The following is a 19,008-nucleotide window of genomic DNA, read 5'->3' on the forward strand; positions in this document are numbered from 1 at the left end:
GAGATGCCCTCCTGTATCGCATTAGGTAAGTGCTGGCTGGGCCGCTTGACGGTGCTGCAGCTTGGTCGCTGTGACGGTGTTTTGCATCAAGTAGGCAATCGTCATGGGGCCGACACCGCCGGGCACCGGCGTAATGGCTTTCGCTACTTGGCTGGCGCTTGCGAAGTCCACATCGCCGACCAGTCGTGTCTTGCGCTCGCCCTCATTCTCGCCATTAATTGCCTGCTCAACGCGGCTGATCCCTACATCGATCACCACCGCGCCGGGCTTGAGCCAGCTGGCATCGATCATTTTCGGGCGACCCACCGCGGCGACGACAATATCGGCCTGACGGGCGATGGTTTCGGCATTCACGCTACGCGAGTGCAGCAGCGTCACCGAGCAATGGGCGTGCAACAGAAGCGATGCCATGGGCTTGCCAACGATATTGGAGCGGCCCACCACCACGGCATGTTTGCCGCTTAGGTCGCCACAGGTTTCCTGCAGCAATCGCAGACAGCCGCTGGGGGTGCAGGGCGTCAGCACATCGCTCCCCTGCACAAGGCCACCCACATTGGCGTGATGGAAACCGTCGACGTCTTTCAGCGGGTCGATGGCCTGAATAACGGCTTCTTCGTCGATCGTGTCCGGTAGCGGTAGCTGCACCAGAATGCCGTTGACTTCGGGGTCTTTGTTTAGCGTGTCGATCAACGACAGCAGTTCGGCCTGACTTAATGTCGTGTCGAAGCGGTGTTCGAATGAACGAATACCGACCGCTTCCGCCTTTCGAATCTTGTTTCTGACGTACACGTGGCTTGCGGGGTCTTCGCCAATCAGTACAACGGCCAAGCCGGGGGTGGTGCCTTCAGCCGCCAGGTGTTTAACACTTTCGGCGACTTCGGCAAGCACCCGCTCGGCACAAGCTTTACCGTCGATGAGGGCCGCAGAGGCTTGGGTCGTTGCGCTCATTGGAAAATCACCGTCTTGTTCTGATCCAGAAAGACGCGGTGCTCAAGGTGATACTTGACCGCACGAGACAGGGCTATGGTTTCGGTGTTGCGGCCAACGGCGACAAGATCCTGGGGGCGATAGGTATGATCGACGCGCTGAACTTCTTGGTCGATGATCGGCCCTTCGTCGAGATCTGAGGTGACATAGTGGGCGGTAGCACCGATCAGTTTTACGCCTCTCTCATGCGCCTGATGGTAGGGCTTGGCGCCTTTGAAGCCCGGTAGGAAGGAGTGGTGAATATTGATCGCACGTCCGCTCAGCTTCTGGCACAAATCATCCGATAGGATCTGCATGTAACGCGCCAGCACGACCAGTTCGGTCTGGGTTTCTTCGACGATATCCATGATGGCCGCTTCCTGTTGTGGCTTGGTCTCCTTGGTGACGGGTAGGTAGACAAAGCGAATCCCCTCACGCTCGGCCATGGGGCGAAGATCCAGGTGGTTGGAGACGATGGCGGTAATCTCCATGTCCAGCTCACCCTTGCCATGGCGGTACATCAAGTCACTTAGGCAATGGTCAAACTTGCTCACCATCAGCAAGACCCGCATGGGCTGGGAGGAACTGTGAATCTGCCAGTCCATCTCGAAAGGCTGCGCCACCCCCGCGAAATCATTGCGCAGTGTCTCGATGTCCGGCGTAGCGCCCTCGTTGAAGCGAAACTTGGCGCGTAGAAAGAAGCGCTTCAGCTCTTCATCGTCGTATTGGGCCAGTTCACTGATATAGCATCTGTTTTCGCTTAGATATGAGGTCACTGCCGAGATGATACCGGATGTCGCTGGGCAAGAGACGCGAATAATGTAGTTATCATCGTGAATGCTCATTTTTTTCTCCTATATAAAATAATTTATTTATATTTGGATAAAATTAGTTATTTTTATCCAAAAAATAGAAATTAAATCCTTATTTAGTAGAGTAGCTTTATATTTGTGTTTTTGTCGAGGTGGTTATCCAAGCGCTCTATCCATTTTGTTCAGTCATCAAGGCCACGCTGCTCAAGTCATCAAAACCCGCTTTCCCAAGCGAGGCCATTGGCGTAACATCGCTTTTCATTCTTTTAGGGAAATAATAATTCCTTTCAGTAAAGCAAGAAGCTTGCCATGTCTGGCATGGCCAGGACAAACGGTACATACCTTGCTTTATTTCATATAAAAAACAGTTAATTAAGGAGTGGATTTTAAGTCAGCGAAAATGGCTATTTTTAGGTTTAATTTTTTATATGTGTTTTATACGTTCGTTGCTGGTGCGATTTTTAGATGGTGTGCACTGTTACGGCGCAGGATACATAAAAGCGATGGAGCTGAAGAGAGCCGGCAGGGGGTGTCGATAACAAACAATAAAATATTTAATTCTTTATAAACAATCGATTATGCTTTTTTTGTTGCGATGGAGAGGGCGGCCAAATGATATTGGCATACTAAGTGCTTTTCTTTTTGGGAAATATAGTTTCTTGAAAGGAATTATCACGAGGGTAATAATATGTCTCCAGAAGCTGCCGTTAAATTTATCAAAGATAACGATGTGCGCTACTTGCTGGCCCAATTTGTTGATATTCACGGCGCGGCTAAAACCAAGTCAGTGCCGGCGAATTGTTTGATGGACGTGGTAGAAAAAGGTGCTGGTTTTGCAGGCTTCGCTGTTTCCGGCCTAGGTATGAAGCCGCATGGGCCTGATTTTATGGCGAAAGGGGATTTGAACTCTCTTTCGCTGGTGCCGTGGCAGCCGCGCTATGCGCGTATGGCCTGCTGTGGCTATGTCAACGACGAGCCTCATCTGCTTGATAGCCGTGTCGTGTTGCTTAAGCAATTAGAGCGGTTAAGTGATAAGGGATGGACGCTAAACACCGGTTTAGAGCCTGAATTTTCATTGTTTAAACGTGGGGCCGCAGGAGAGCTGTTGCCTGTAGACGAGAGCGATACGCTCGCCAAGCCCTGTTACGACTATAAAGGCTTGTCGCGGTCTAGAGAGTTTCTGGAACACTTGGTGGAAGCACTGCAAAGCGTTGATTTCGATATTTATCAAATCGACCATGAAGATGCCAATGGTCAATTTGAGATCAACTATACCTACAGCGATGCGCTGACGTCCGCTGACCGTTTCACCTTTGTGCGCATGGCCGCTGGTGAGATTGCCAATGAACTGGGCATGGTGTGCTCGTTTATGCCCAAACCGCATGCCGACCGGCCGGGTAATGGTATGCACTTCCATCTCTCGATTGCCGACCAAGACGGCAAGAATGTCTTTGGCGATGACAGCGACCCGCAGAACCTGGGGCTTTCCCCCACGGCGTATCACTTTCTTGGCGGCCTGCTGCATCACGCGCCAGCGCTGTGTGCCTTCGCGGCACCCACGGTTAACTCTTATAAGCGTCTCGTCTCGGGCGGCTCCAGCAGCGGCGCAACGTGGGCACCTGTGTTCATTACCTATGGCGATAACAACCGTTCAGCCATGGTGCGTGTGCCTTATGGGCGTTTGGAGTTTCGTCTGCCGGATGCTGGCTGTAATCCTTATTTGGTGCATGCAGCTCTTATTGCTGCTGGCCTTGATGGTATTGACCGTCAACTGGATCCCGGCAAGGCACAAAACATCAATTTGTATGAACTGACGCCCGAGCAGTGTCGCGAACAAAACATCGATATTTTACCCCAGTCACTCTCTGAGGCGGTTGACGCTCTGGAAGCAGATTCCGTGCTGCGTGAAGGGCTTGGGGAAGCAATTACCGATGAGTTCATCAAGGTCAAGCGTGAGGAGTGGGCTGAATACAGCAGCCAGGTCAGCGATTGGGAAATCCAGCGCTACGCGGAATTCTTCTAATGATTGAGTCTTATCGAAACGTAAGACATGCACTGACGAATAAGCCGAGGTAATGCTATGTGTGGAATTGTTGGGCTTTATCTGAAAAAACCTGAACTAGAAAGTCGGCTGGGTGAATTGTTCGAGCCGATGCTTATTGCCATGACCGATCGCGGGCCGGACAGTGCCGGTTTTGCTGTTTACGGCGATGAATACGACGCTGGCGTTAAACTGACGCTGCAAAGCGACGATGCCGATTACGATTGGCAGGCCTTGGCCGATCGCTTGAACGCTGCCTTTGGTAGCTTGGACTCGTGGTTCCAGAATGCCAACGTGGCCGTGCTTAAGCTGGCCAGTGAAGAAAAGCAGGTGCTGAGCTGGGTGGCTGAAAACATCCCAGACGTCAGGGTGATGAGTGCCGGACAAAGTATCGAGATTCTAAAGGGTGTCGGGCTTCCTACTGAAGTGGCGGCGCGTTACAACCTTAAAAATATGCGTGGCAGCCATGCGATTGGCCACACGCGCATGGCCACTGAAAGCGCTGTCACGTTACAAGGCAGCCATCCGTTTTCGACCGGGCTGGATCTGTGCCTGGTGCATAACGGCTCGCTTTCCAACCACAACCGTCTGCGCGATAAGCTTAAGCGCCAAGGCATCAGCTTTCAGACCGACAACGACTCTGAAGTGGCTGCTGGCTACTTGACGTGGCGTATGTCCAAGGGCGAACCCCTCAATCAAGCCCTCAAGAGTGCGCTTAAAGATCTGGATGGCTTCTTTACCTTTACTATTGGCACCCGCGATGGTTTTGCCGTGGTACGTGACCCTATCTCCTGTAAACCTGCGGTGATTGCCGAAACCGACGATTACGTTGCGATGGCCTCCGAGTATCGTGCGTTAGCCGATCTGCCAGGCATCAAGGAAGCCAAGGTGTGGGAGCCGGAACCGGCGAAAATCTATGTGTGGGAACGTGATGGTGCAAAGGTGGAGGCCGCCTAACTTATGAAAACATACGACCTTTCAAGCGACAGCCTGCGTGAACTCAACCAGGCTCTTCACGATGCGGACATAACGGCCAGCGAACGTGAATGGCGCGTTGCTAATCCGAACGGGGCGCACAATATTGCGTGCGGATTAAATGATGCTATTAGCGTCGATATTGACGGCCACGCGGGGTATTACTGCGCGGGGATGAACCAGAAGGCCAATGTCACTGTGCATGGCAACGTCGGTGTTGGCGTCGCTGAGAACATGATGTCCGGCATGGTGCATGTTAAAGGCGATGCGTCCCAATCAGCTGGTGCCACGGCTCAGGGCGGCCTGCTGGTGGTTGACGGTAACGCGTCGGCGCGCTGCGGTATCTCCATGAAGGGTGTCGACATCGTCGTCAAAGGCAATATTGGGCCAATGAGCGCCTTCATGGGGCAATCGGGATGCCTGGTAGTGTGCGGCGATGCAGGTGAAGCACTGGGAGATTCGATTTATGAAGCACATATCTATGTCAAAGGTTCGGTCACTTCCCTGGGCGCTGATTGCATTGAAAAAGAAATGCGCCAAGAGCACTTGGATGAAGTAAGCGACCTGCTTAAGCGTGCCGGGGTTGAAACAGATCCTACTGCCTTTAAGCGCTATGGGTCGGCACGCCAGCTATACAACTTCAAAGTCGATAACGCCTCGGCCTACTAATCAGGAGCCTGACATGACCGATAAACAGAGTAATCCGGCACTGAGAGAGTCCGCGACCTTTGGTCGAGACGTCATCGCCGAGATCCAGCGCGCCGCCGAAACCGGTATTTATGATATTCGCGGCTGGGGGGCAAAGCGTAAGGTTCCGCATTTTGATGATCTGCTGTTTCTGGGGGCGAGCATGTCGCGCTACCCGCTGGAAGGCTATCGTGAAAAGTGCGGTACCGACGTTACCTTGGGGACTCGCTACGCCAAGAAGCCGGTCGTGATTGATACTCCGGTGACCATTGCGGGCATGAGCTTTGGAGCCTTGTCGGCGCAGGCGAAAGAAGCCCTGGGACGCGGCGCATCAGAGGTGGGCACCTCAACGACCACTGGCGACGGTGGTATGACCGCCGAAGAGCGCGGCCAGTCCACTAAACTGGTCTATCAGTATCTGCCGTCGCGTTATGGCATGAATCCTGATGACCTGCGCAAAGCCGATGCCATTGAGATCGTGCTGGGCCAAGGCGCCAAGCCAGGTGGCGGTGGCATGCTGTTGGGGCAGAAAATCTCGGATCGCGTCGCACAGATGCGCAATCTGCCCATGGGTATTGACCAGCGTAGCGCTTGCCGTCACCCTGATTGGACCGGGCCGGACGACCTGGCCATCAAGATCGCTGAGCTGCGAGAGATCACTGATTGGCAGGTGCCTATCTACATTAAGGTGGGCGCCACCCGCACTTACTATGACGTCAAACTAGCCGTTAAGGCGGGCGCCGATGTTGTGGTGCTCGACGGTATGCAGGGCGGGACAGCAGCAACCCAGGATGTGTTTATTGAACACGTAGGCATTCCCACCATGGCTGCCATTCCGCAAGCCGCCCAGGCGCTACAGGAAATGGGTGTCCATCGTGAAGTGCAGTTAATCGTTTCAGGTGGGATTCGTAACGGTGCTGACGTTGCTAAAGCCATTGCCCTGGGGGCTGACGCCGTGGCAATCGGTACCGCGGCATTGATCGCGCTTGGCGATAACCACCCACGTTACGAAGAAGAGTACCAGCAGCTCGGTTCTGCAGCTGGCTACTATGATGACTTCCAGGAAGGCAAGTGCCCAGCGGGTATTTCCACCCAGGATCCCGAACTGAGCAAGCGTCTGGATCCGGTGGCTGCCGGTAAGCGGTTAGCTAACTATCTGCGAGTAATAACGCTAGAGGCGCAGACACTAGCAAGAGCCTGCGGAAAATCTCATCTCCATAACCTGGAGCCGGAAGATTTGGTCGCTTTGAATATCGAAGCCGCAGCGATGGCCAGGGTGCCGCTTGCCGGTACTAACTGGATTCCAGGACAACAGTTCTAAGCCATGCGCGTGCAAGGACAAGGCACTGTTATATAGCATGTAGCCTTCACCTGTTATGGGTGGGGGCTTTTTTAATGTACTTTTTGCACCAGAAAGTGCTGTCTAAAACCTAAAAATCACTAAAACGGCTCGTGGTTATCATGAGTGGCCTCTACGTGTTTGGTAATTAAGCGTTTTGTTTCTTGGCATGAATAATGCTTCTTGAATACAGTGTTTAGTAAAATGCGGTGTTTAATAAAAAACGTGCTTAGTAAAAATACTGCGTTAAGTAAAAGAGCTGAAAGTGCACTAGCGCGATTGCTGCTTTTACGAGCTTGCCGCTTAGCAGAAAAGGGGGTAGGTGATTACGCTCGACCATTTCAACTTATAACTTAAATGATTGCTTAAGGGTAATAAAATGAACGAAATAAGTTTAGAGCTCAGTTATGCGCTTGATACTTTTTATTTTCTTGTCTGTACGGTGTTTGTCATGTTTATGGCCTGCGGCTTTGCCATGTTGGAGTCAGGGCTCGTCAGATCAAAAAATACCGTCGAAATACTCACCAAGAATGCGATGTTGTATTCGGTGGCCTGTATCGTCTTTCTGATAGTGGGCTATAACGTGATGTATCCCGCTAACCCGATCAGCAGCGTGATCCCTGGCCTGGGTTTCATGTTGGGCAGTGATCATAGCGTGTCGGATATTTCTGCTGGGGAGGGGGCGCCTTATTATTCTTCCATGGCCGACTTTATTTTTCAGGCAGTGTTCGCGGCAGCCACCATGTCGATTGTTTCTGGGGCAATAGCTGAACGTATGAAACTGTGGCCGTTTTTGATTTTTGCCGTGTTCATGGTGGGGGTGATTTACCCCGTGAATGGCTTTTGGAAGTGGGGCGGTGGCTTCCTTGATGAGATGGGCTTCCAGGATTTTGCCGGGTCTGTCGTGGTGCACATGGCGGGCGCCTCTGCCGCGCTGGCAGCGGTCTTGCTGGTCGGCCCGCGCAAGGGGCGGTTTGGCCCTAATGGCGAAGTCAGGGCTATTCCAGGTGCCAACCTGCCGATTGCCATGCTGGGCATGTTCATTCTGTGGATGGGCTGGTTTGGGTTTAATGGTGGTTCAATGCTGAAAATTGCCAGCGTAGACGATGCCAATGCGGTCGCCCGTATCTTCGTTAACACCAATACGGCCGCCGCATCAGGCATGGTGGCTGCAGCGCTGCTCTACCGGTTGATGTTCGGCAAAGCGGACATGACCATGGTGATCAACGGCGCCCTGGCCGGGCTGGTGTCGATTACCGCTGAACCGCTCTTGCCCAACCCAGGAATGGCAGTCGTGATCGGTGCTATTGGTGGTGTTGTGGTGGTGTTTTCCGTATTGGGGCTTGATCGGTTGAAAATCGACGACCCGGTCGGCGCCATTTCGGTACACGGAAGTGCTGGCGTATGGGGGGTCCTGGCCGTCGTCCTGACTAATCCAGATGCGTCTTTCATGATCCAGCTGATCGGTGCGGTTGTTGTTTTTGCCTGGATGTTTGGGGCTAGTTTGCTGGTGTTGTGGATCATCCGTATGACGATGGGCTTACGCGTCAGCGAACAAGAAGAGTTCGAAGGGATGGATGTTCACGAATGCGGTATGTCTGCTTATCCTGAATTCGTGTCTTTCACTACAAATACAGAAGCAACAGAAGGAAAAGCAAAGCGGGGCAGTGCTACCAAAACACATAGGGTGGCGGAGACCAGTCCCGAAGTGCGATAAGTGATCTATTGGTGCCAGGGGTATAGCAAGATTATGATAGTTAATAATTTTCCTGATAATTTACTTGTTGAGTGCCAACATGTATTTGCTTTTTCAGTCGACAAATACCAAGACGATTATGGCTGAGTAAGGCAAAACTGTAGAGCGAACGCGACATCCAGCCGAGGCTACTGCTTTCAAATGGTATTGTTAGCTGAGATAACCAAGCGTGTGGTACGGCAAACGTTATTTTGCCCAATTCACGGTGCGGTGCCGCATGTGAATTTTGTCTGTTGCCGTTGGACATTTTGAAGTAGGGTACGCTGTACGTGGTGGCCTAGGGCAATGAGCAATCCTGAAAGCTCTATAATGAAAACAACGCTGCATGTGACTAATTCACTTTATGACTAAACATATAGCACCAAATCAGACGCTTATCAGAATGCCGTCTCTGACGGCGGTGAAGTCTTTCGTTGCCGCGGCTCGTTACCAGAACTTTACCCGCGCCGCAGAGTCGCTTTGCGTGACACAAGCAGCGATCAGCCGCCAAGTAAGAGAGCTTGAGGGGTTTCTGGGCACCGATTTGTTCAAACGGGTAGGACGCTCGATAGAGCTTACCCAGGAAGGGTCGATTTTTTTCGATGCAGCCCAGCTATCTTTCCTGAATATTGCCCAGGCAGCTGACCGCATCCGAAACAATCGGGTTTCCAACGCAAAGCGGACGCTCACCCTGTGCTGCTCCCCCGCCTTCTCAGCGTTTTGGCTGTCGCTTCGCTTGCCAAGCTTTTTTAGCATGCATTCCAATATCGACCTTCAGGTTCTCTCGACCGAGAACTTTCTCACGATGGAACCGGGGGTATATCCAGATATTTTCATTACAAAAATGCAGAAAGTCAGGGAGGGTTATCACAGCATCCCCCTATTTCATGATGTGATTTATCCCATTTGTACGCCCAGCTACCTCGCAGCCCATCCTGAAATAAACACCTTGGAAGGGTTGCGCGACGGGGTGCTACTTAACTTAAGCCCTTACGGACGCTCGCAAGTGTCGGAGCATGTGAACTGGGAGTCATGGCTAGCCATCCATAAGCTGGAGTGTGCCGGAAGTTCTCAGAATGCAATCCATACGTTCAATGCCAATGACTATAGTATGCTGATACATATGACATTGAAAAATCAAGGAGTAGCGTTAGGGTGGGATCATCTTGTCGGCCCTTTGGTAGCTGATGGTCAACTCGTTAAGCCTATTGATAAAGAGTTAGTGCTTGAAGGCACGCGTCATTATCTTGCTTACCGTGAAGATAAAGCAACAGATGAAACTGTCTCTATGTTTCGGGAATGGTTCATGAGTCAATGTGCTGACTCAGTTAGAAAGTAATATTTTTAATATGATAGGGGCATTGTGGCTTTGACGATAACTAAATCTCAAGACCTTAAGTATGAACCTTTATCTGTGGGATTTTTATTGCTACATCGCTTTACGCTTTTACCTTTTGCTGCTTTTGCAGACTGTTTGCGCTTAGCTGCCGATGAGGGGGATCGTAGCCGTCAGCTGCATTGTCATTGGTCTTTCATGACCAGCACTGGCGAGGATGCAGAATCGAGTTGTGGCGCTGCCATTACACCCTGTATACCTCTGCAGGCCCCCTGCGAGTTTGATTACATCGTGGTGATTGGCGGGGTGCTGGACAAGCATAACCAAGTTGATTCAAAGGCAATAGAGTACTTACGCAAGGCCGCAGCGGAAAATGTACCGTTAGTCGGCGTGTGCACCGGCGTTTTTGTCCTTATCCAAGCGGGACTGATGGAGAAACGCCGTTGTTGTATCAGTTGGTACCATCATCGTGACCTTACCCAGCGCTTTCCCTCTATTGAGCCAGTAGCTGACCAGCTTTTTATCGACGAAGGCGATATTATAACCTGTGCAGGCGGAGCCTCCTCTGCAGATTTAGCTGCTTATCTTATCGAGCGTCATATGGGTAAAGCGTGGGCTATGAAGAGCCTGCATATCATGCTCATCGATGAACCTCGACCAGGTAGTCATGCTCAACCCCAACCCGTTGTTTATGTCAAAATTGATGACCGCATGGTTAGACGTGCCATTGCGATAGTTGAACAGCATTTAGGTAACCCTATACCGGTAGACGTACTGGCTGAACGTGTGGGTACCACGCGGCGCCATCTAGAGCGACGCTTTCGAGAGACGCTAGGAGTAAGCCCCCAAAAGTTCTCTCGAGAATTACGTTTGCGCTACGGCTTATGGCTACTTCACTACACCGGCAACAGCGTCACGGAGATAGGTGGCCGCTGCGGCTTTGCCGATACAGCACATTTCTCGCGTCATTTTCGCGCTTTTTTTGGATTGACGCCGTCGTATGTACGTAAACATGCTGATCAGGTGAATGGCGTCTCAGTCGATCCTCATTTTTTGCATATTCATGATGCCACCCTGTCTTAAAGACCTAGAATACATCACTGAACTTTGTTGTTGCTCTTCAAAAATAATTAACTTTCTATTGATTACCTCTCTATAACCCCCGTGCCTTGGCCGCGTTCATAAAACTTGTCGCATTTGTTCAATTCTTGACCCTCCTTCTTGGCTTTAAATCCAGGTAAGCGCGATCTTCCTTATTAGGACACTGATCCGACAACGATAATGCCGGGATAGAACCAGGAGAGAATTATGAACCAATTTAGCCTTGATGCGTTTGATGCTGGGGTTGCTGAAGCCATTGCAGAAGAAGTCATCCGCCAGGAAGCGCACATTGAATTAATTGCTTCTGAGAACTATACCAGCCGAGCGGTGATGGAGGCCCAAGGCTCTCAACTGACCAATAAATACGCTGAAGGTTACCCAGGGCGACGCTATTACGGGGGTTGTGAGTTTGTCGATAAGGTTGAATCGCTGGCCATCACCCGGGCGCGCGACTTATTCAGCGCAGATTACGCCAATGTGCAGCCTCACTCGGGAGCCCAGGCCAACGCTGCCGTTTTCATGGCGCTAATTCAGCCGGGAGACACCGTGCTGGGCATGAGCCTTGCCCATGGTGGTCACCTTACCCACGGCGCGGCCCCCAACTTTTCCGGCAAGCATTATCATGCGGTTCAGTACGGTCTGAATGTGGACACAGGAGAGATCGACTACGACGAAGTTGAGCGGCTGGCACGTGAACATCAGCCCAAAATGATCATCGCAGGCTTTTCTGCCTATTCGCGAGTCGTTGACTGGCGCCGCTTCCGGACGATTGCCGATGAGGTGGGGGCCTATCTGATGGTTGATATGGCGCATGTCGCCGGTTTAGTCGCCGCAGGCCTATACCCCAGCCCGTTGCCGCATGCGCATGTGGTGACCACCACAACGCACAAAACCCTGCGCGGGCCTCGTGGCGGATTGATTTTATCGGATCATGGTGATGAGGCGCTCTATAAGAAGCTAAATGGCGCGGTGTTCCCAGGCCAGCAGGGTGGCCCATTGATGCATGTCATCGCAGCCAAGGCCGTGGCGTTTAAAGAAGCGATGAGCCAGGATTTCGTCAACTATCAGCGGCAGGTGGTTGCCAACGCCCGCGCCATGGCGAATGTCTTCGTTGAACGTGGCTATGATGTTGTTTCGGGCGGCACCGACGACCACCTGTTCCTTGTGTCGTTAATCAAGCAAGGGGTGACTGGAAAAGACGCAGATGCCGCCTTGGGCCGGGCGCACATCACGGTTAACAAGAATGCCGTGCCGAACGACCCGCAGAGCCCTTTTGTCACCTCTGGCTTGCGCCTCGGTACGCCCGCCGTGACCTCCCGCGGGTTTGTCGAGGAAGATTGCGAGCAGCTCTCGACCTGGATTTGCGACATCCTTGATGTGCTGGCCAAGCAGGAAAGCACTGACCAAGTGGAGGCCGATGTTCTCAACAATGTGGCGGCGCTGTGCGCTCGTTACCCGGTGTATGGCAACGCCGCGTCGAACGTTAGCGAAACATCGATAGCTTGAGCCTGACCGTCACTAGGCTCTAACGGAGCCGATCGAGGAGAAAGTCTATGCAGCATTATTCCGGCTTCGGGTTGGTCAAACATGCGCTCAGTCACCATGAAAACTGGCAACGCCAGTGGCGCAACCCCATCCCCAAGAAAGAGTACGACGTGATCATTGTCGGCGGGGGCGGTCACGGTCTTGCGACTGCTTACTACCTGGCGAAAGAACACGGCATCACCAATGTGGCTGTGATCGAGAAAGGCTGGCTGGGTGGCGGTAATACCGCACGTAATACCACCATCGTGCGCTCCAACTATTTATGGGATGAATCGGCAGCTCTTTATGAGCACTCCATGAAGCTTTGGGAAGGCCTATCCCAGGATCTCAACTACAACGTGATGTTTTCACAGCGCGGCGTGCTCAACCTTGGCCACACGCTGCAGGACATGCGCGATATTCAGCGTCGAGTAAGTGCCAACCGTCTTAATGGCATTGATAGCGAGGCGCTGGACGCACGTCAGGTGCAAGAAATTGTGCCGATCCTCGACTGTTCCAAGCGCGCTCGTTATCCCGTCATGGGCGCTTCCTGGCAGCCGCGTGCCGGGGTAGCACGGCATGATGCAGTGGCCTGGGGCTATGCCCGCGGTGCCGATGCACGTGGCGTCGACATACTCCAGCAAACGGAAGTCACCGGATTCAAGATTAATGATGGGCGTGTCGTCGGGGTTCACACCAACCGGGGCGATATTGGAGCTAAAACGGTCGGCTGTGTCGCCGCGGGCAACTCCAGCGTGCTGGCCAAGATGGCGGGCTTCAAGCTGCCACTAGAATCACACCCGTTGCAGGCGCTGGTTTCTGAGCCGCTCAAGCCGGTGCTTGATACCGTGGTGATGTCTAACCATGTACACGGTTATATCAGCCAGTCGGACAAGGGCGACCTGGTCATTGGCGCGGGTATTGATGGGTATCTGGGGTATGGCCAGCGCGGCAGCTACTCGACGGTGGAGCATACTCTTCAGGCCATCGTAGAGATGTTCCCGATCTTCTCGCGGGTACGCATGAACCGCCAGTGGGGCGGCATCGTTGACACCTGCCCAGACGCCTGCCCGATTCTATCGGCCACGCCTGTGAAAGGGCTGTTTTTCAACTGCGGTTGGGGTACTGGGGGCTTTAAGGCCACACCGGGCTCCGGGCATGTGTTTGCGGCTACGTTGGCGAAGGGGAAAGCTCATCCCTTGGCCGCCCCGTTCTCTATCGATCGTTTTAATACCGGTGCGCTTGTTGATGAACATGGCGCTGCGGGTGTCGCGCACTAAGGAGGCACTGTCATGTTCCACATTTATTGTCCGTACTGTGAAGAGTACCGCGAAGAAGAAGAGTTTCACCCCAGGGGGCAGGCGCATATTCAGCGCCCGGCAGAGCCTGAGACGTGCTCTGACGACGAGTGGGGGGATTACCTGTTCTTCCGCGATAACCCGCGCGGCGTTCACCATGAATTATGGGTGCACTCGGTAGGCTGTCGGAAGTTCTTCAACATCACCCGTCATACTGTGAGCTACGCGATTCTTGAAACCTACAAAATGGGTGAGCAGCCTTCCATAACGGCGGCTGATCTTCCTGGAAAAGATAAACAGGCTGGTGTCCAGGCGGCGTCAGGCGGCTGGCAAACCGTTGGGTCACAGCCGGAAAGCGAAGCACTCAACAAGGAGGCGCGAGCATGAGTCAGGCTAATCGATTACAGCAGGGCGGTCGTATCGACCGGTCTCGCCCCTTGACCTTCACTTTCAATGGCCAGCAATACACAGGGTATGCTGGCGATACGCTGGCCTCGGCCTTGCTTGCCAATAATGTTGATATCGTCAACCGCAGCTTTAAGTATTCACGCCCACGCGGCATTGTCGCGGCAGGCGCTGAAGAGCCTAATGCGGTGGTTCAACTGGGTGCCACTGAAGCAGCGCAAGTGCCCAACGTGCGCGCTACTCAGCAGGCGCTTTACGAAGGGCTAACGGCACGTAGCACGAATGGCTGGCCTAGTGTCCAGCGGGATTTAATGGGCATGATTGGAAAGTTGGGCGGCACCTTTATGCCCCCTGGCTTTTATTACAAAACCTTTATGGCGCCGGCCTCGCTATGGATGACCTACGAAAAGTATATCCGTAAGGGGGCAGGGCTGGGCCGTAGCCCGACGGAAGCCGATCCGGATCGCTATGAGCATATCAATCAGCACTGCGACGTGTTGGTTATCGGCGCCGGCCCGGCTGGTCTAGCCGCCGCCAAGACAGCAGCGCACAGCGGCGCACGGGTCATTCTCTGCGATGAGCAAGAGGAAATGGGCGGTTCACTGTTAGACAGCCGTGAGCTGATCGATGATGCGCCGGCAGCGCAGTGGGTTGAGCAGGTTCTGAGTGAGCTCAGCGGCATGGAGAATGTCACGCTGCTGCCGCGTACCACGGCCAACGGCTATCACGATCATAACTTTGTCACCCTACATGAGCGCCGGACGGAGCACGTGGCTGATAGCGCCCCTGACATTGGCGGTCGCCGCCAGGCCCGTGCCCGGTTGCACCGGGTGCGTGCCAGCGAAGTCGTATTGGCCACCGGCGCCCATGAGCGTCCGCTGGTTTACGCCAACAACGATGTGCCTGGCAACCTGGTCGCTGGCGCCGTTTCAAGCTATATCCGTCGCTACGGTGTGGTGCCGGGGCAAACGTTAGTGCTGTCGGCAACCAATGACCACGCGTACCGTGTAGCGCTGGACTGGCATGAGGCGGGCCGTAAGGTAGTCGCCATCGCCGATGCGCGTGAAAACCCTCAGGGTGAGCTTGTTGAACAGGCCCGTTCGCTGGGTATCCGAGTGATGACCCAGAGTGCCGTGATCGAAGCGAAAGGCGCGAACCGTGTTAGTGCGGCTTGCGTTGCCAGGATCGACGCCGAAGCCTTCGCCGTAGTCGGGCCAATCGAAGAATTGGCTTGCGATACCATCGCCAGCTCAGGTGGCTACAGTCCGGTTATTCACTTGTCTTCGCATACCGGCACACGCCCGTTATGGCGGGATGATATTTTAGGCTTTGTACCCGGTGAGTTAGCCGGCCTCACCTCCGCCGGCGGTGCCCGTGGGGTCTACGCCCTGCCGAGCGTTATGCAAGACGGCGTCGATGCTGCGGTTCATGCGCTCAAGGCCGCGAATATTGACGCGCAAGCCAATACCATGACGCTGCCGCAGGTGGCAGCTCGTAACGAGGGTGACGCATGCGCGCTTTATCAGGTGCCGCACCGCAAGCCTTCCGCGCGCGCGCCCAAGCAGTTTGTCGATCTTCAAAATGATGTCACCGCCGCCGGTATTGAGTTGGCGACACGCGAAGGGTTTGAGTCCATTGAGCACGTCAAGCGCTACACGGCGATGGGGTTTGGAACCGATCAGGGTAAGCTTGGCAACATCAACGGCATGGCCATTGCGGCGCGTTGTCTGAAACGCTCTATTCCGGAGGTCGGGACTACCGTTTTCCGCCCCAATTACACGCCGGTCACCTTTGGTGCGATTGTCGGCCGCCACTGCGGTGAGCTGTTTGATCCCGAGCGTTACACCGCCCTGCACCAATGGCATGTTGAGCAAGGCGCCGAGTTTGAAGATGTCGGGCAGTGGAAGCGCCCCTGGTACTTTCCACGTACCATCAATGGCAAGCAAGAAACCATGCATGAAGCGGTGGCTCGTGAATGCCTCGCGGTGCGTGAGCGTATCGGTATTCTGGATGCCTCTACGCTGGGCAAGATCGATATCCAGGGCCCCGATGCCCGTGAATTCCTAGGCCGTGTTTACACCAATAAGTGGGCCAAGTTGGCGCCAGGCCGTGTCCGTTATGGATTGATGTGCAAAGACGACGGCATGCTCATGGATGATGGCACGACCAGTTGCCTGGGTGAAAACCACTTTTTGATGACCACCACCACCGGCGGCGCTGCGGGTGTGATGGAGTGGCTGGAACTCTGGCATCAAACGGAATGGCCTGAGCTGGACGTTTACTTCACCTCGGTCACCGACCACTGGGCAACCATGACCGTCACAGGCCCGGACGCCCGCAAATTACTCGCTGAAATTACCGACGATATCGATCTGGACAAAGACGCGTTCAAGTTCATGGACTGGTGCGAAGGAACGGTTGCTGGGGTACCCGCGCGTGTTTTCCGTATCTCGTTTACCGGTGAACTTTCTTTCGAGATCAACGTGCAAGCCAATTACGCCATGCACGTTTGGAAGACGCTGTTCGAACATGGTGATAAGTATGGCCTGACACCTTACGGCACCGAGACAATGCACGTTCTGCGGGCTGAAAAAGGGCTGATTATCGTCGGTCAGGACACCGATGGTTCGGTCACCCCGGAAGACCTAGGTATGCAGTGGGCGATTGGCTATGACAAGCCCTACTCCTGGATTGGCAAACGCGCATTGTCGCGCCCCGATACGCGGCGTACCGACCGTAAGCAGTTTGTCGGCTTGAAGCCCAAGGACCCCAAGGTCGTGCTTGAAGAAGGGTCGCAGATCGTCTTCGATCCTAATCAGTCAATCCCCATGAGCATGCAGGGACATGTAACGTCGAGCTACTACAGCCCCACGCTGGGCCATGGCTTTGCTCTGGCGGTCGTCAAGGGTGGACATGACCGAATGGGTGAAACGGTCTATTTGCCCATGGTCGACGGTACGGTTCACGAAGCTGAGATTGTCAGCCCTGTCTTCATCGATCCTAAAGGAGAGCGCCAGAATGTCTGACGTCAAAGAGTTTGATACCCGTCCTGCCGGAAACGTGGAGGCCGAGTCACCATTAGCATGGTCGTTGCATCGCCAAAAAGCGCTACCCCAGGATGCTCAAGCGGGCGTAACGCTGCAAGAGCAGGCTTTTCTGGGGCACCTCGTTTTACGGGGGGGCGCCATCACGTTGGACGAGGCCGTGCGCGAGGTGCTGGGTATCGCGCTGCCTGCCAAGCCCAATACCGTCACCCAGGATGCTAGCGGCGAGCGTTCGATTCAGTGGATGTCTCCCGATGAATGGCTCGTCATTGTGCCCAGTGGCGAAGAGATTAACCTGGAAAGTCAGCTGCGTAAGGCCATGGGGCAGGCACATTGCAGCATCGTCAATGTGAGTGGCGGACAAACCGTGTTGACGCTAGAGGGCGAGAAGGCGCGTGACGTGTTGATGAAGTCCACACCTTACGATGTGCATCCACAAGCGTTCCCGGTGGGTAAAGGCGTCACCACCGTGTTTGCCAAAAGCTCGATTGTGTTGCGCCGACCCACTGAGCACCGTTGGGAGCTGGTCGTGCGGAGAAGCTTCGCCGATTACTGTTATCGCTGGTTATTAGATGCGGCTGCAGAACATGGCATCGACATTAACCGATGACATAGACGCTGAACGATGAGTCGTCAGGCCGGTGTAACGCCGGCCTGTTACCTAGCTGCATGGATAACAAAGGGGGAACGTTATGAGCCGAGTAGCTGATACCTGGATTCTTACTGCGCAATGCCCTAGCCGTATTGGAACGGTTGATGTGGTGACACGCTTTTTGAAAGAGCAGCAATGCTACATTACCGAGCTTAATTCGTTTGATGACCGGTTAAGCGAACGCTTTTTTATTCGCGCTGAGTTTAGGCCCGAATTGGAGGACTTTTGTGACGAGGCGTTTCATGATGTCTTTGGGGCTCGTGCTACAGAGTTCTACATGACGTTCGAATTGACGCCGCCCGGCAAACGCACTGCGGCGGTCATCTTGGTATCGAAAGCGGATCATTGCCTGAATGATTTGCTATATCGCTACCGTATTGGCCAACTGCCACTGGATATCCGAGCCGTGGTTTCCAACCATCCGGATCTTGAACCGCTGGCTGCTTGGCATGGGCTGCCTTTCCATTACCTGCCGATAACACCTGATACGAAACCGCAGCAAGAAGCGCAGATACAGGAGGTGATCGAAGGTACTGGTGCCGAACTGGTAATTTTGGCGCGCTACATGCAAGTGCTGTCGCCCGCGATGTGCGAACGTTTGTCTGGGCGTGCCATCAATATTCACCATTCGCTGCTGCCGGGATTCAAAGGCGCCAGACCCTATCATCAAGCGTATGAAAAAGGCGTTAAGCTTGTCGGCGCCACTGCCCATTACATTAATAACGACCTTGATGAAGGCCCTATTATCGCTCAGGGCGTTGAGCCTGTTGATCATGCACATTATCCAGAAGATTTGGTCGCGAAGGGGCGCGATATTGAGTGCCTGACCCTGGCGCGGGGCATTAGCTATCATCTCGAGCGGCGTGTTTTTCTACATGGCGGCCGAACGGTCGTATTTAGCAACTAATACTGTCGCCATTTTAGTCCTTTCTTATGTGTATGTTTTTAATCTAAAAAAGCCTTAGAGCTGAGTGCTAAGTGCCTGATCTTAAGTTTTCGTGTAACGTTGGAGTCTGATATCTCTAACGGATGGAACCATGTTAAGGCGTTTCGTTGCTCCCCTTACTGACTCTGAACAGCAGACGCTGTCCTC

The 19,008-nt window shown here is 53.6% G+C and carries 15 protein-coding genes; 13 read left to right on the forward strand and 2 right to left on the reverse strand.

Annotated elements, in window-relative coordinates; genetic code table 11:
• Positions 1 to 21: 21 nt before the first annotated feature.
• Complete coding sequence (gene folD / locus V8L70_RS17265) at positions 22 to 948, reverse strand: bifunctional methylenetetrahydrofolate dehydrogenase/methenyltetrahydrofolate cyclohydrolase FolD (protein ID WP_027957679.1); 927 nt, start codon at positions 946 to 948, stop codon at positions 22 to 24.
• Entirely contained in the window at positions 945 to 1,811 is an 867-nt protein-coding gene (gene purU, locus V8L70_RS17270) for a formyltetrahydrofolate deformylase (protein ID WP_027957680.1), read from the reverse strand. The genes folD and purU (V8L70_RS17270) overlap by 4 nt, the downstream gene beginning before the upstream one ends.
• 655 nt (positions 1,812 to 2,466) lie before the next feature.
• On the opposite strand from purU (V8L70_RS17270), the gene glnT reads away from it, so the two are divergent.
• From glnT to purU (V8L70_RS17335), 13 genes are all read left to right on the forward strand, one after another.
• Positions 2,467 to 3,801 carry a type III glutamate--ammonia ligase gene (glnT, locus tag V8L70_RS17275; protein ID WP_027957681.1) on the forward strand — a complete coding sequence of 445 codons (1,335 nt, stop codon included), beginning with the start codon at positions 2,467 to 2,469 and terminating at the stop codon, positions 3,799 to 3,801.
• Between the two features lie 57 nt (positions 3,802 to 3,858).
• Positions 3,859 to 4,776: a class II glutamine amidotransferase gene (locus V8L70_RS17280; RefSeq protein ID WP_027957682.1), complete on the forward strand. Its 918-nt coding sequence runs from the start codon at positions 3,859 to 3,861 to the stop codon at positions 4,774 to 4,776.
• 3 nt (positions 4,777 to 4,779) lie between these two features.
• Complete coding sequence (locus V8L70_RS17285) at positions 4,780 to 5,463, forward strand: GltB/FmdC/FwdC-like GXGXG domain-containing protein (RefSeq protein WP_027957683.1); 684 nt, start codon at positions 4,780 to 4,782, stop codon at positions 5,461 to 5,463.
• Between the two features lie 13 nt (positions 5,464 to 5,476).
• Entirely contained in the window at positions 5,477 to 6,802 is a 1,326-nt protein-coding gene (locus tag V8L70_RS17290; protein ID WP_027957684.1) for an FMN-binding glutamate synthase family protein, read from the forward strand.
• Positions 6,803 to 7,199: 397 nt separating this feature from the next.
• Positions 7,200 to 8,537 (forward strand): ammonium transporter, encoded by a 1,338-nt coding sequence (locus V8L70_RS17295; protein WP_027957686.1) that lies wholly within the window; start codon positions 7,200 to 7,202, stop codon positions 8,535 to 8,537.
• A gap of 421 nt (positions 8,538 to 8,958) precedes the next feature.
• Positions 8,959 to 9,894: a LysR substrate-binding domain-containing protein gene (locus V8L70_RS17300; RefSeq protein ID WP_231500621.1), complete on the forward strand. Its 936-nt coding sequence runs from the start codon at positions 8,959 to 8,961 to the stop codon at positions 9,892 to 9,894.
• A gap of 195 nt (positions 9,895 to 10,089) precedes the next feature.
• Positions 10,090 to 10,974: a GlxA family transcriptional regulator gene (locus V8L70_RS17305; RefSeq protein WP_231500622.1), complete on the forward strand. Its 885-nt coding sequence runs from the start codon at positions 10,090 to 10,092 to the stop codon at positions 10,972 to 10,974.
• 225 nt (positions 10,975 to 11,199) lie between these two features.
• Positions 11,200 to 12,498, forward strand: coding sequence for a serine hydroxymethyltransferase (glyA, locus tag V8L70_RS17310; protein ID WP_027957689.1), 1,299 nt, complete (start codon positions 11,200 to 11,202; stop codon positions 12,496 to 12,498).
• A gap of 47 nt (positions 12,499 to 12,545) precedes the next feature.
• Positions 12,546 to 13,796, forward strand: coding sequence for a sarcosine oxidase subunit beta family protein (locus V8L70_RS17315; RefSeq protein ID WP_027957690.1), 1,251 nt, complete (start codon positions 12,546 to 12,548; stop codon positions 13,794 to 13,796).
• Between the two features lie 12 nt (positions 13,797 to 13,808).
• The gene (locus tag V8L70_RS17320) at positions 13,809 to 14,201 is read left to right on the forward strand and encodes a sarcosine oxidase subunit delta (RefSeq protein WP_027957691.1); all 393 of its coding nucleotides are present in this window, start codon (positions 13,809 to 13,811) and stop codon (positions 14,199 to 14,201) included.
• Positions 14,198 to 17,245, forward strand: coding sequence for a sarcosine oxidase subunit alpha family protein (locus V8L70_RS17325; protein ID WP_233975421.1), 3,048 nt, complete (start codon positions 14,198 to 14,200; stop codon positions 17,243 to 17,245). The genes V8L70_RS17320 and V8L70_RS17325 overlap by 4 nt, the downstream gene beginning before the upstream one ends.
• Positions 17,238 to 17,873 carry a sarcosine oxidase subunit gamma gene (locus V8L70_RS17330; protein WP_027957693.1) on the forward strand — a complete coding sequence of 212 codons (636 nt, stop codon included), beginning with the start codon at positions 17,238 to 17,240 and terminating at the stop codon, positions 17,871 to 17,873. Before V8L70_RS17325 ends, V8L70_RS17330 begins: the two co-directional genes overlap by 8 nt.
• 82 nt (positions 17,874 to 17,955) lie before the next feature.
• On the forward strand, positions 17,956 to 18,822 hold the full coding sequence (gene purU, locus V8L70_RS17335; protein ID WP_027957694.1) for a formyltetrahydrofolate deformylase: 867 nt from the start codon (positions 17,956 to 17,958) through the stop codon (positions 18,820 to 18,822).
• Positions 18,823 to 19,008 lie beyond the last annotated feature (186 nt).

It is taken from the genome of Vreelandella arctica, assembly GCF_037070215.1.
In the GTDB taxonomy this organism is placed as follows: Bacteria; Pseudomonadota; Gammaproteobacteria; order Pseudomonadales; family Halomonadaceae; genus Vreelandella; species Vreelandella arctica.

Bases quoted from the DNA above. Each gene is read 5' to 3' on its own strand.
- folD (WP_027957679.1), bottom strand. From the start codon at position 948: ATGAGCGCAACGACCCAAGCCTCTGCGGCCCTCATCGACGGTAAAGCT.
- purU (WP_027957680.1), bottom strand. From the start codon at position 1,811: ATGAGCATTCACGATGATAACTACATTATTCGCGTCTCTTGCCCAGCG.
- glnT (WP_027957681.1), top strand. From the start codon at position 2,467: ATGTCTCCAGAAGCTGCCGTTAAATTTATCAAAGATAACGATGTGCGC.
- V8L70_RS17280 (WP_027957682.1), top strand. From the start codon at position 3,859: ATGTGTGGAATTGTTGGGCTTTATCTGAAAAAACCTGAACTAGAAAGT.
- V8L70_RS17285 (WP_027957683.1), top strand. From the start codon at position 4,780: ATGAAAACATACGACCTTTCAAGCGACAGCCTGCGTGAACTCAACCAG.
- V8L70_RS17290 (WP_027957684.1), top strand. From the start codon at position 5,477: ATGACCGATAAACAGAGTAATCCGGCACTGAGAGAGTCCGCGACCTTT.
- V8L70_RS17295 (WP_027957686.1), top strand. From the start codon at position 7,200: ATGAACGAAATAAGTTTAGAGCTCAGTTATGCGCTTGATACTTTTTAT.
- V8L70_RS17300 (WP_231500621.1), top strand. From the start codon at position 8,959: ATGCCGTCTCTGACGGCGGTGAAGTCTTTCGTTGCCGCGGCTCGTTAC.
- V8L70_RS17305 (WP_231500622.1), top strand. From the start codon at position 10,090: ATGACCAGCACTGGCGAGGATGCAGAATCGAGTTGTGGCGCTGCCATT.
- glyA (WP_027957689.1), top strand. From the start codon at position 11,200: ATGAACCAATTTAGCCTTGATGCGTTTGATGCTGGGGTTGCTGAAGCC.
- V8L70_RS17315 (WP_027957690.1), top strand. From the start codon at position 12,546: ATGCAGCATTATTCCGGCTTCGGGTTGGTCAAACATGCGCTCAGTCAC.
- V8L70_RS17320 (WP_027957691.1), top strand. From the start codon at position 13,809: ATGTTCCACATTTATTGTCCGTACTGTGAAGAGTACCGCGAAGAAGAA.
- V8L70_RS17325 (WP_233975421.1), top strand. From the start codon at position 14,198: ATGAGTCAGGCTAATCGATTACAGCAGGGCGGTCGTATCGACCGGTCT.
- V8L70_RS17330 (WP_027957693.1), top strand. From the start codon at position 17,238: ATGTCTGACGTCAAAGAGTTTGATACCCGTCCTGCCGGAAACGTGGAG.
- purU (WP_027957694.1), top strand. From the start codon at position 17,956: ATGAGCCGAGTAGCTGATACCTGGATTCTTACTGCGCAATGCCCTAGC.